Consider the following 11,899-nt stretch of genomic DNA (forward strand, 5'->3'; position numbering starts at 1 on the left):
AGATTGATTCATATCTAGCTCTGTTGTAGCAGTTCGTACTAAACTTTCCCTCCTCTTTCGGAAATGTTCATTATTTGCCTACCTTGTATCATATACATAGAATGAGAAACGGTAGGAGTTGATATCCATGATAAGAATATCTGAATTTCAAATGAAGGATGTCGTAAATATATCTGACGGAAAAAAACTCGGCAACATTGGTGATATTGATATTAATTTAAAAACAGGTAAAATTGAAGCGATTATTATAACAGGTGCTGGGAAAGTGTTAGGCTTTTTTGGGAAAGATGAGGAAGTAACCATTTCTTGGAACAATATCTTAAAGATTGGGGAAGATGTCATCTTAGTTCGTTATAAAGATATTGCAGAAGTGAAGTATTTGGAAGAATAGCATTCGCAGTTAGCAACGTTTTACAGAAACGTTATTTTTTACTGTGACCGTTGAGTTATCTATGTTAAACTAAAAAAAACAACATGAGGTAATGGTCGAATGGAACCTTTCTTTTTAAAGAATGAACAATACTATATAGTTAAGGACTGGCATACAGATTCTCTTATTGCTGGGTTTACAAGCAAAAATGGAGGAGCAAGCACTGGAGTTTTTTCCTCTTTAAATTTAGGCTTTCATGTACATGACCACATCGAAGCCGTATGCAAGAATCGTGAAACAGTAGCGCATTTACTTGATTTTTCAATTGAAAATTGGGTTGGAGCCGAACAGATTCACGATAGCGAGATAGCCATTATCCGTCAGGAGCATAGAGGAAAAGGCGCGTCTGTTTATGAAGATTCCCTTAAAGGGACAGATGGCCTTTTCACAAAAGAAGCTGGGGTATTGCTGACATTATGTTTTGCTGATTGTGTTCCGCTCTTTTTCTCCGCTCCCAAACATCACGCACTTGGCATTGCTCATGCTGGATGGAAGGGGACAGTGAAAGGAATTGGGAAGGAAATGATTCAAGTCTTTAATCATGAAAATATTCCTGCCCAAGATGTATTCGTTGTTATTGGCCCAGCAATTTGCAAAAATTGTTATATTGTCGATAATCGAGTGATCGAATTAGTTCAAAATATACTAGAAGATGTCGAAGAAAACCCATATAATCTAATTGAAGACAATCAATATCAACTAAATTTAAAAGAATTGAATCGCTTGATTTTACAACAATCAGGAGTACCCGCTGAGAATATTCAAGTTTCTAATTTATGCACTAAATGCAATCAAAAACATTTTTTTTCTCATCGACGTGATGAAGGCAAAACTGGTCGTATGATGGGATTTATAGGGTGGAAGGAGGATTATAAGAGCATCGATGAAAGTGGCAGACAATTTAGCTAATATAAATGAACAAATTCAAGCAGCATGTAATAAAGCAAATCGTGACCCAGATCAAATCAAGATTATTGCTGTCACCAAATATGTGTCGATAGAGAGAGCGAAAGAAGCTATTGAAGCAGGGATTGTTCATCTAGGCGAAAACCGCGAGGAAGGATTAAATGCTAAACGGGGTGTTCTTGGGGACAAGCCAAAATGGCATTTCATCGGTACGCTACAGTCGAGAAAGGTAAAGAACATCATCGATAAAGTTGATTATATCCATTCATTAGACCGATTGTCACTTGCTGCTGAGATTGATAAAAGGGCACAAAGGAAGGTTAAATGCTTCGTGCAAGTTAAAACATCTGAAGAAGAGTCGAAGCATGGTATGGATCCAGATGAGGTAATCTCTTTTATTCAACAATTAGAGCAATATTCAAACATACAAGTTGTTGGTCTAATGACGATGGCTCCATTTACTGATGATGAACATGTGTTAAGAAAATGTTTTCGAGCATTGAAAGAATTGCAGCTTGAAATTCAAGGAAAACAACTAGATTATGCCCCTTGTCATGAACTATCCATGGGTATGTCTAATGATTTTAAAGTAGCAATTGAAGAGGGAGCAACAATGATTCGAATAGGTACCGCATTAGTCGGTGAGTAAAGAGGTGAATAATAAATGAGTATAAAGTCAAAATTCAAAACATTTTTTTTCCTAGACGATGAATATGATTATGATAACGAAGAGCCGTACGAGGAACAAGCTGCACCGCCAGCACGCTCTCAAAAACATCAAGCATCTCAGAAGCAAAATGTCGTTAGCTTACAAAGTGTTCAAAAGGCATCAAAAGTTGTACTCGTTGAACCGAGAGTGTATGCTGAAGCTCAGGATATAGCAGATCAATTAAAAAATCGTCGAGCTGTTGTCGTAAACTTACAAAGAATTGATAGAGAGCAAGCAAAAAGGATTGTCGATTTCCTTAGTGGTACTGTGTATGCTATAGGTGGCGACATTCAAAAAATAGGAACCGATATTTTCCTTTGCACACCTGATAATGTGGAGGTTTCTGGAAGTATATCGCAAATTCTACAAGAAACGGAATATGAAGATACGAGGTGGTAGTGGTTGCTTACAACGATTTTTAGTCTTTTGGTTCAACTTATTTCTATTTACTCATGGGCTTTAATTATTTATATCTTACTTTCATGGTTTCCAAATGCGAGAGATTCTGCAATTGGTCAATTTTTAGCAAGAATTTGTGAGCCATATTTGGATCCGTTTCGTAGGATTATCCCACCACTTGGAATGATCGACATTTCTCCAATTGTGGCGATTTTAGTATTACGATTTGCTACAAGTGGATTGCATCAGCTTTACTATTGGATCATTTAAGGGTAATTACTCATATTAAGTAATAAAAGGGGCTATAATAATCCCCCTTTTTTCATTCATTCTAGGTGATAACATGAATATTTATCAGCATTTCCGCATTGAAGAAAGAGAATTTATAGATTTGGCTTTGCAATGGATGGAATATGTTGAACAAACATACAGCTCTAAGTTAACAGATTTTCTCGATCCACGAGAGCAGCAGATCGTTCAGGCAGTTGTTGGTAGTCAGGCGGAAATCCAGGTGGCGTTTTTTGGTGGACAGGAAAATAATGAACGTAAACGAGCATTAATCTATCCAGAATATTTGCAGGTGGAGAAAAATGATTTTCACATTCGTTTATTCGAAGTAGAATATCCAGTAAAATTTTTAACCATTGAACACTCTCAGGTTCTTGGCAGCTTGATGGCTCTTGGAGTGAGAAGAGGGAAGTTTGGAGACATTCTCATTCATGAGGGGCGAATTCAATTCTTAGTTACAGAAGAAATAAGTGAATATATCAAATTACAACTTACCCAAATTGGTCGGGCTTCTGTAACATTAAAGGAACTGCCTAGCGAAGAAGGGTTAGTAATTGAAGGGCATTGGCAAGAAATGACTGCGACTGTTTCTTCGCTCCGTTTAGATACTGTATTAGCTGCATTGCTTAATCTTTCTCGGCAAAAATCACAAGAATTAATCAGAAATAAGCGAGTCAAAGTCAATTGGACAACGATTGAAAACCCATCGTTTGAATGCGGTGTGGCGGACATTATTTCTGTAAGAGGCTTTGGGCGCCTCAAATTAATTTCGATTGAAGGAAAAACAAAGAAAGATAAGTGGCGTATTGTCGGAGGCAAACAAAAATAACTGCTCAAGCTTCATATTTTTTTAGAATTGTGCAGGATTATGAGAGCAAGTGTCGAATATTGATGAATACATACTACTTACAGAAATATGGAGGTGGCCTTCATGCCATTAACACCTTTAGATATTCATAACAAGGAGTTTAACAAAGGGTTCCGAGGTTATGATGAAGATGAAGTAAACGAATTTCTCGATCAGGTAATTAAAGATTATGAAATCATCATTCGTGAGAAAAAGGAATTAGAAGAAAAATTAAATGATATGAATGCGCGCCTCGGCCATTTTTCTAATATTGAGGAGACATTGAATAAATCGATTGTTGTAGCCCAGGAGGCGGCAGAGGAAGTTAAACGCAACGCGCAAAAAGAAGCAAAGCTCATAATAAAAGAGGCGGAAAAAAACGCCGATCGTATTGTAAATGAGTCATTATCGAAGGCTAGAAAGATCGCCTTGGAAATTGAGGATTTAAAAAAGCAATCAAAAGTATTCCGGACACGCTTTAAAATGTTGATTGAGGCTCAATTAGATCTGTTAAATAATGACGATTGGGATCATCTTCTGCAATATGAGATTGACGCGGCAGAGTTGAAATCTGCAGAAGAAGAAGATTCAATGGCTTGACGTCTCGTCATAAAAGAGAATATAATACCTTAATAAAATATATTTCATACGATGAGAGGGACAAGTACACTTTTTTTATCTTATTTGTAGCGAGCCGATGATGGTGAGAGTTCGGCTGAGATGGAAAGTTGGAAATCACCCTTGAGTACCTAGTTGAACATTTTCAAGAAGTGATTCTTTGAAATAAGTAGGCATAGGCGTGTTATTCACGTTACGAACATAGAGCGGATAGATTTTCTATCTACAAGGGTGGTACCGCGGGATTAAACCTTCTCGTCCCTTTTTGGGATGAGAGGGTTTTTTGTGTTTAAAAATGTGCCTTAAAATCCGAAATTAGGTAATACTGTATGACTAGTGAGCTAGGACTTGTAAGGAGGAAAGGAAATGGAATATAAAGACACGTTATTAATGCCTAAGACAGAGTTTCCAATGCGAGGAAACTTGCCAAAGAGAGAACCTGAAATGCAGGAAAAATGGAATGAGATGGACATTTATAAGGCAGTCCAGGAAAAGACAAAGGGACTTCCTATGTTTGTATTGCACGATGGTCCTCCATATGCAAATGGGGATATTCATATGGGGCATGCTTTAAACAAAATTTTAAAGGATTTTATCGTCCGTTATAAATCAATGAGCGGTTATCATGCACCGTATGTACCTGGATGGGATACACATGGTTTGCCAATTGAACAAGCTTTAACGAATAAAGGGGTGAAGCGCAAGGAACTTACAGTTGCTGAATTTAGAAAACTATGTGAAGAGTATGCTTATGAACAAATTGACAGCCAAAGAGCTCAGTTTAAACGTTTGGGTGTACGCGGGGACTGGGAAAATCCATATATCACTTTAAAGCCAGAGTATGAAGCACAACAAATTAAAGTGTTTGGAGAAATGGCAAAAAAGGGTTATATCTATAAAGGTTTAAAGCCTGTTTATTGGTCCCCATCAAGTGAGTCTGCGCTTGCTGAAGCAGAAATTGAATATAAAGATAAGCGTTCAGCCTCTATTTATGTCGCCTTTGACGTAAGGGACGGAAAAGGAGTACTTGATGGGGATACAAAAATTATTATTTGGACGACAACGCCATGGACCATTCCGGCAAATCTCGGAATCACTGTTCATGCTGATTTAAATTATGTCGTTGTTAAAGTGGCAGGCGATAAATATGTCATTGCTGAAGAATTATTAAATTCTGTATCCACAGAGCTTGGCTGGGAAGACGCTTCTGTTGTTAAAACATTGAAGGGAAGCGAGCTTGAATATATCGTAGCGAAGCATCCGTTATATGGCCGTGATTCCCTTGTGATGCTTGGTGAGCATGTCACGACAGATGCTGGTACTGGTTGTGTTCACACAGCACCAGGACATGGGGAAGATGACTTTCTTGTTGGGAAGAAATATGGTTTAGATGTATTGAGCCCTGTCGATGACAGAGGGGTCTTTACAAGCGAAGCACCAGGTTTTGAAGGATTATTTTATGACAATGCGAATAAACAAATTACGGAAAAACTTCAAGAAGCAGGCGCTTTGTTGAAATTGGATTTTATTACCCATTCGTATCCACATGATTGGAGAACGAAAAAACCAGTTATTTTCCGCGCAACTGCTCAGTGGTTTGCATCGATTAAAGATTTCCGTAATGAGCTACTGGATGCTGTAAAAGAAACGAAATGGGTGCCTGCTTGGGGAGAAACTCGCCTCTTTAATATGGTAAGAGATCGTGGTGATTGGTGTATATCTCGTCAACGCGTATGGGGAGTTCCAATTCCAGTGTTTTATGGTGAAAATGGCGAACCGATCATTACTGATGACACGATCAATCACATATCTGACTTATTCCGTGAGCATGGCTCAAATATTTGGTTTGAACGTGATGCAAAGGATTTATTGCCAGAAGGCTTTACGCATGAATCAAGTCCAAATGGTAAATTTACAAAAGAAACGGATATTATGGATGTTTGGTTTGATTCAGGCTCATCCCATCAAGCTGTTTTAGAAGAACGCAACGACCTACAGCGTCCTGCCGATCTTTATTTAGAGGGTTCAGATCAGTACCGTGGCTGGTTTAATTCATCATTATCAACAGCCGTGGCTGTCACAGGAAAGGCGCCTTATAAAGGAGTTTTAAGCCACGGTTTTGTACTTGATGGTGAAGGAAGAAAAATGAGTAAATCAATCGGAAATGTGATTATCCCTGAAAAAGTTATGAACCAGCTTGGAGCAGATATTTTGCGATTATGGGTATCCTCCGTTGATTATCAATCCGACGTTAGAGTTTCTGACGCGATTCTCAAGCAAGTGGCAGAAGTGTACCGCAAAATTAGAAATACATTCCGGTTCTTACTGGGAAATCTTGCCGACTTTAACCCAAGTGTAAATAAGGTGGCATACGAAGAATTAAGAGAAGTGGATCAATTTATTTTGGTGAAATTAAATAACTTGATTAAAAATGTGAGAAATTCCTATGAGAACTATGATTATGCTTCCATCTATCATGCGATTAATAATTTCTGTACGCTTGACTTAAGTGCCTTCTATTTAGACTTTGCGAAGGATGTTCTTTACATCGAGGCACCGGATAATAAAGAGCGCCGATCAATTCAATCCGTTTTATATGAATGCTTAATCAATTTAACGAAATTAGTAACGCCAATTCTTCCACATACCGCCGATGAGGTTTGGGGGCATATTCCAAATGTAGAAGAGGTAAGCGTCCAGCTAACATCAATTCCAGAGTACAGAGAACTTGCAAATGGAAATGAATTAGTGAAGAAATGGACTGCGTTTATGGATGTGCGCGATGATATTTTGAAGGCATTGGAAGAGGCGAGAAACGCAAAAGTAATTGGAAAATCATTATCTGCAAAAGTAAGTCTGTACGTTAATGGAGAAACAAAAGACTTGCTCGAGTCTATTTCAGAGAATTTGCAGCAGCTCTTTATCGTATCAGGATTTGAAATTGCCGGTACGTATGATGCAGCACCTGTTGACGCGCTTAAATTAGAGCATGCTGCCGTTGTTGTGGCGAAGGCGGATGGCGAAACATGTGAACGCTGCTGGGTTCTTACAACTGAAGTTGGAAAAAATGAGCAACACCCAACACTTTGCCCGCGCTGCGCAGAAGTTGTAGAGCAACATTATAGTCATTTAAGTTAGGAAAAAAACTCTCTGAGACGATCGTCTTGGAGAGTTTTTTTATGGAATTTTTTTAAGCTTATAAGGTGAAGAACCATTTTCATTTATACTTTATACAATATGAAAGGGGAAAAAATCTTCCAAGATCGTAAAAGCTTGTTCAGTCTGTCAAATGTTTGCCTGTGTCAGAATGTTAAGTGAGGCAATACTAAAAGCAATAACAAAGGTTTAATGAGAACTTAAAAATTTGCAAAGGCGGAGGGGTAGACATGGATGCAAATCAACTAAGGCTCTATTCAGAACTCCGTATAATTCGTAATGAATTATTAGCAAGTCTTAATAAGGATTCAAGTATTAAACCGTTAATTGAGGACGAGCTAAGGGATATTGATGAGACAATTAGAAAAATGGAGTCAGGGACGTTTGGTTTTTGCGAGAATTCTGGAGAAATGATACCAGCAAATTATCTTTCGATTGTACCGACGCTTAAATCGATTAATGATGTGAATGAAATCAGCAAATTTTATTGTAAGCCACTCTATCATTAAGCTCTAATAAGATTCCAATCCCTACCGTTTTTATAAGTTGTATGCTAAAATGCAAAGGTAACAATTTTCGTATGAGCTGGAGGTTACCTTTGTGTTTTTATATTACATATTGGCATTAGTTATTATTGCACTCGATCAATGGACAAAATGGTTAATCGTAAAAAATATGGAATTGGGAGAAAGTATAACGATAGTGGAGAATTTTCTTTACATTACTTCCCATCGAAATATAGGAGCAGCTTGGGGCATTCTTCCTGGGCAAATGTGGTTTTTCTATATTGTTACAACAATAGTGATCGTCGGCATCATTTACTACATGGCTAAGCATGCCAAAGGAAGCGTTCTTCTTGGGACATCATTAGGATTAATGCTTGGTGGTGCCGCTGGTAATTTCATTGATCGCATCTTTCGAAAAGAAGTGGTAGACTTTGTCGATACATATATATTTGGATATGATTTCCCGATATTTAATGTCGCCGATTCAGCTTTAGTTGTAGGAGTTGCCCTTCTAATGATTCAAATGTTCCGTGAAGAACGGAAAGCAAAGGAGAAGTTAGATGGAGAAACAGGAACACATCATTGATGAGGAGCAAGTGAATGAAAGGATCGATAAGGTTCTCTCATCATTGAACAATGAATGGTCAAGGACACAAGTGCAATCATGGATAAAGGAAGGCAATGTCCTTGTAAACGGAAAAAAGATAAAGACGAATTATAAAAGCAATTTACATGATAAAATTGAAATTTCGATTCCGGATCCAGAGGAACTGGATGTTGTTCCTGAAGAAATGGCTCTCGATATTTATTATGAGGATAAAGATGTCATTGTCGTGAATAAACCAAAAGGTATGGTTGTACATCCTGCTCCAGGTCATTTAACAGGAACGCTTGTCAATGGTTTAATGGCTCATTGTAAAGATTTATCGGGCATAAATGGTGTGTTACGACCAGGGATTGTCCATCGTATTGATAAGGATACATCTGGCTTGCTGATGGTTGCTAAAAATGACTATGCCCATGAGCATCTAGTTAATCAACTCGTAGAAAAAACCGTGACAAGAAAATATCGGGCAGTCGTTCATGGAAACATTCAACACGATTATGGAACCATAAACGCACCGATCGCCAGAGATCCTAAGGAACGGCAAAGCATGACCGTTATAGACAATGGCAAACATGCAGTTACACACTTTCAAGTATTAGAAAGATTTCCTGACTTTACCTTTGTCGAGTGTCAGCTTGAAACGGGAAGAACGCACCAGATCCGTGTGCATATGAAATATATTGGCTATCCGCTTGCCGGAGATCCAAAGTACGGTCCAAGAAAAACAATTGATTTTGGCGGACAAGTTTTACATGCTGGGGTACTAGGCTTTGTTCATCCGAGGAGCGGGGAATATTTGGAGTTCGAAGCACCGCTTCCACAGGACTTTGTCGAATTATTAGATAAGCTTCGAAATAATCGTTGACAAGTAAGCAGGGGTAAGCTATTATTACAATAGTTTCATAAGTCCTTTAAGACAGTCCAGAGAGGCTGGGAAGGAAGCGGATTTGTAGCTGGCAATCAAAAGTCCAAAGTTACATTATGTTATACCATTCGTTCATCCTCTCGCCCTCAGGTGAGAGGATTTTTTTGTCTAATGAAAGGATGTGAATAGTATGTCTAAAAAGGCTGTAGTATTGGATGAACAAGCGATTCGAAGAGCACTGACAAGGATTGCTCACGAAATTATTGAGAAAAACAAGGGAATTGAAGGCTGCATTTTAGTCGGAATTCGTACGCGAGGAATTTACTTGGCTAAACGTCTCAAAGAACGGATTCAGCAAATCGAAGGCGCTGACATACCTGTTGGTGAATTAGACATTACCCTCTATCGGGACGATTTAACGACAAAAACGGATAATCAAGAACCACTTGTTAAAGGTTCTGATATTCCGATTGATGTCACAAACCAAAAAGTCATTTTAGTTGATGATGTACTTTATACTGGAAGAACCGTAAGAGCTGCCTTAGATGCTTTGGTCGACTTAGGAAGACCTTCATCCGTTCAGCTGGCAGTGTTAGTTGATCGCGGGCATAGGGAACTTCCGATTCGAGCAGATTATGTAGGGAAAAATATCCCGACGTCAAGTTCAGAAAAAATTGTCGTTCAATTAGCGGAAATTGATGAAAATGAACAAGTAAGTATATATGAAAAATAGTGCCAACCTTTTTAAGTGTAGTCCAGAGAGGCTAGCAAAAGGAAGAATAGTATAAGGGGCAGCCCCTTATGCTATTACGCCTAGCCTCTTTGAAAGGAATTTTCAAAGAGGTATTTTTATGCCGGAATAAGCTGATTTTGATTTAAAGAATTGTTTCGCTCAAGTAGCCAAAGCTATCGAACTTCAGGCCACTTCCCTTTCGCAAATACCGAATCGGATTTTCTGTATCGACAAGGTCTTTCCAGTTATGTACGGCGATGAGCAGTTAATTAGGGGGGAATAGAAATGAACAGACCAGTACTTGATATTCATGAAAAACCAACAGCAACACAAATGCTCACATTAAGCTTCCAGCATATGTTTGCGATGTTTGGAGCGACGATTTTGGTGCCTAAATTAGTTGGATTGAGTCCGGCAATCGCGCTATTAACGAGCGGGATTGCAACAATCCTTTTTCTGCTAATTACACAATTTAAAGTACCAGCCTATTTAGGTTCATCCTTTGCATTCATCGCACCGATCTTGATCGCAGCCGGAGGCCTTGATGAAAATGGAGTGAGCGTTAATCCAGGGAATGCCATGATTGGAGCGATGGCGGTAGGGATTACCTACGGGATTGTTTCACTCATTATTTGGAAAACGGGATACAAATGGTTAATGCGCCTCTTGCCACCGATTGTTGTCGCACCGGTTATTATGGTAATTGGACTCGGTTTAGCAGCAACAGCAGTAGATATGGCCATGAATGTGAATGGAGAATATAGCTTTATCCATTTCACAGCAGCGTTAGTAACGTTATTTGCGGCGATTATATTCACCGTGTATTTTAAAAATATTTTAAGTGCAATGCCCATTTTGTTAGGTTTAATCGTTGGGTATATTTATTCGGCTATCGTAGGTATCGTTGATTTTACAGCGGTGAAAAAAGCAAGTTGGTTCGCGATGCCTGACTTCCTCTTTCCTGGTATTCACTACGAATTTTCGATTACATCTTCCATTTTGTTAGCGATGGTTCCAATCGTTTTTGTCACTATTTCTGAACATATCGGACATCAATTAGTGTTAGGAAGAGTTGTCAACCGCAATTATATTAAAGACCCTGGATTGCATCGTTCCATTGTTGCAGATGGATTAGGAACCTTTGTCAGTGCGTTTTTGGGAGGTCCACCTAAAACGACATATGGAGAAAATATTGGAGTTTTGGCAATCACGAGAGTTTATTCAGTATATGTGATTTTCGGTGCAGCGATCATTGCGATTCTCTTCTCATTCGTTGGCAAAGCGATGGCATTCATCCAGACGATTCCGACTGCAGTGCTTGGCGGAATTTCCATTTTACTTTTTGGAATTATTGCATCAAGCGGATTGCGCATGCTAGTTGAGAGTAAGATCGACTTCGGGAATAATCGAAATTTAGTCATCTCTTCGGTCATTTTAGTATTGGGGATTGGCGGAGCAGCTTTGAAAATTTCAGAAGCTTTTAGTGTCGAGGGCATGGCTTTAGCTGCTATTGTTGGAGTAATTCTCAATATTGTATTGCCTGGCAGAGAGCAAGGAAACCTTGAATCTGATGCTGCTGTTAATCAGGATATTGCATAGGTACACCATTTAATGATACTTGCGCTTCTAAATCAGTTTGTGATGCAGAAAAAATGTCATGTTGTGGGGAAAAAGACAGCATCCTTAAAAACTTTAGCTGCGTTAAAATGGGTTTAGATTTACGATAAAAAACGTTATATGTTCAGCCTTTTAATTAAATCCGAGAGATTTACAAGGGTGAAATAAGTTGGTAGTGAAGATAATGTTGCGTAACGCTATCTTTGAAACCGGCATTA

General features: G+C 38.7%; 13 protein-coding genes and 1 other annotated feature. All 13 genes read left to right on the forward strand.

Annotated elements, in window-relative coordinates; all coding sequences use genetic code 11:
• The first annotated feature begins 127 nt into the window (after positions 1 to 127).
• The 13 genes from FCJ93_RS01985 (at position 128) to FCJ93_RS02045 (ending at position 11,663) form a co-directional block, all read left to right on the forward strand.
• Positions 128 to 391, forward strand: coding sequence for a YlmC/YmxH family sporulation protein (locus FCJ93_RS01985; RefSeq protein WP_095313052.1), 264 nt, complete (start codon positions 128 to 130; stop codon positions 389 to 391).
• A 99-nt stretch (positions 392 to 490) separates the two neighbouring features.
• Complete coding sequence (gene pgeF, locus FCJ93_RS01990) at positions 491 to 1,339, forward strand: peptidoglycan editing factor PgeF (RefSeq protein ID WP_095313050.1); 849 nt, start codon at positions 491 to 493, stop codon at positions 1,337 to 1,339.
• Positions 1,314 to 1,985: a YggS family pyridoxal phosphate-dependent enzyme gene (locus FCJ93_RS01995; protein WP_095313048.1), complete on the forward strand. Its 672-nt coding sequence runs from the start codon at positions 1,314 to 1,316 to the stop codon at positions 1,983 to 1,985. Before pgeF ends, FCJ93_RS01995 begins: the two co-directional genes overlap by 26 nt.
• Before the next feature lie 15 nt (positions 1,986 to 2,000).
• Complete coding sequence (locus FCJ93_RS02000) at positions 2,001 to 2,444, forward strand: cell division protein SepF (protein WP_095313046.1); 444 nt, start codon at positions 2,001 to 2,003, stop codon at positions 2,442 to 2,444.
• A gap of 3 nt (positions 2,445 to 2,447) precedes the next feature.
• The gene (locus FCJ93_RS02005; protein WP_170943640.1) at positions 2,448 to 2,714 is read left to right on the forward strand and encodes a YggT family protein; all 267 of its coding nucleotides are present in this window, start codon (positions 2,448 to 2,450) and stop codon (positions 2,712 to 2,714) included.
• 73 nt (positions 2,715 to 2,787) lie between these two features.
• Positions 2,788 to 3,561: a YlmH family RNA-binding protein gene (locus FCJ93_RS02010; RefSeq protein ID WP_137742803.1), complete on the forward strand. Its 774-nt coding sequence runs from the start codon at positions 2,788 to 2,790 to the stop codon at positions 3,559 to 3,561.
• Positions 3,562 to 3,663: 102 nt separating this feature from the next.
• Positions 3,664 to 4,179, forward strand: coding sequence for a DivIVA domain-containing protein (locus tag FCJ93_RS02015; protein WP_095313042.1), 516 nt, complete (start codon positions 3,664 to 3,666; stop codon positions 4,177 to 4,179).
• A 42-nt stretch (positions 4,180 to 4,221) separates the two neighbouring features.
• Positions 4,222 to 4,463, forward strand: a binding site (T-box leader).
• A 100-nt stretch (positions 4,464 to 4,563) separates the two neighbouring features.
• Positions 4,564 to 7,335, forward strand: a complete 2,772-nt coding sequence (gene ileS / locus FCJ93_RS02020; protein ID WP_137742804.1) for an isoleucine--tRNA ligase — start codon at positions 4,564 to 4,566, stop codon at positions 7,333 to 7,335.
• A 248-nt stretch (positions 7,336 to 7,583) separates the two neighbouring features.
• Positions 7,584 to 7,862, forward strand: coding sequence for a TraR/DksA family transcriptional regulator (locus FCJ93_RS02025; RefSeq protein WP_095313038.1), 279 nt, complete (start codon positions 7,584 to 7,586; stop codon positions 7,860 to 7,862).
• Between the two features lie 91 nt (positions 7,863 to 7,953).
• On the forward strand, positions 7,954 to 8,445 hold the full coding sequence (gene lspA, locus FCJ93_RS02030; RefSeq protein ID WP_095313035.1) for a signal peptidase II: 492 nt from the start codon (positions 7,954 to 7,956) through the stop codon (positions 8,443 to 8,445).
• Positions 8,420 to 9,331, forward strand: coding sequence for an RluA family pseudouridine synthase (locus tag FCJ93_RS02035; RefSeq protein WP_095313034.1), 912 nt, complete (start codon positions 8,420 to 8,422; stop codon positions 9,329 to 9,331). The genes lspA and FCJ93_RS02035 overlap by 26 nt, the downstream gene beginning before the upstream one ends.
• A gap of 190 nt (positions 9,332 to 9,521) precedes the next feature.
• Complete coding sequence (gene pyrR, locus FCJ93_RS02040; protein WP_095313032.1) at positions 9,522 to 10,064, forward strand: bifunctional pyr operon transcriptional regulator/uracil phosphoribosyltransferase PyrR; 543 nt, start codon at positions 9,522 to 9,524, stop codon at positions 10,062 to 10,064.
• 285 nt (positions 10,065 to 10,349) lie between these two features.
• Positions 10,350 to 11,663 carry a solute carrier family 23 protein gene (locus FCJ93_RS02045; protein WP_095313030.1) on the forward strand — a complete coding sequence of 438 codons (1,314 nt, stop codon included), beginning with the start codon at positions 10,350 to 10,352 and terminating at the stop codon, positions 11,661 to 11,663.
• Positions 11,664 to 11,899: the final 236 nt, after the last annotated feature.

The sequence above is a fragment of the Robertmurraya siralis genome, assembly GCF_005502275.1.
GTDB lineage: Bacteria > Bacillota > Bacilli > Bacillales > Cytobacillaceae > Robertmurraya > Robertmurraya siralis.

Coding starts and splice junctions, on each gene's coding strand:
- FCJ93_RS01985 (WP_095313052.1), top strand. CDS start 128: ATGATAAGAATATCTGAATTTCAAATGAAGGATGTCGTAAATATATCT.
- pgeF (WP_095313050.1), top strand. CDS start 491: ATGGAACCTTTCTTTTTAAAGAATGAACAATACTATATAGTTAAGGAC.
- FCJ93_RS01995 (WP_095313048.1), top strand. CDS start 1,314: ATGAAAGTGGCAGACAATTTAGCTAATATAAATGAACAAATTCAAGCA.
- FCJ93_RS02000 (WP_095313046.1), top strand. CDS start 2,001: ATGAGTATAAAGTCAAAATTCAAAACATTTTTTTTCCTAGACGATGAA.
- FCJ93_RS02010 (WP_137742803.1), top strand. CDS start 2,788: ATGAATATTTATCAGCATTTCCGCATTGAAGAAAGAGAATTTATAGAT.
- FCJ93_RS02015 (WP_095313042.1), top strand. CDS start 3,664: ATGCCATTAACACCTTTAGATATTCATAACAAGGAGTTTAACAAAGGG.
- ileS (WP_137742804.1), top strand. CDS start 4,564: ATGGAATATAAAGACACGTTATTAATGCCTAAGACAGAGTTTCCAATG.
- FCJ93_RS02025 (WP_095313038.1), top strand. CDS start 7,584: ATGGATGCAAATCAACTAAGGCTCTATTCAGAACTCCGTATAATTCGT.
- FCJ93_RS02035 (WP_095313034.1), top strand. CDS start 8,420: ATGGAGAAACAGGAACACATCATTGATGAGGAGCAAGTGAATGAAAGG.
- pyrR (WP_095313032.1), top strand. CDS start 9,522: ATGTCTAAAAAGGCTGTAGTATTGGATGAACAAGCGATTCGAAGAGCA.
- FCJ93_RS02045 (WP_095313030.1), top strand. CDS start 10,350: ATGAACAGACCAGTACTTGATATTCATGAAAAACCAACAGCAACACAA.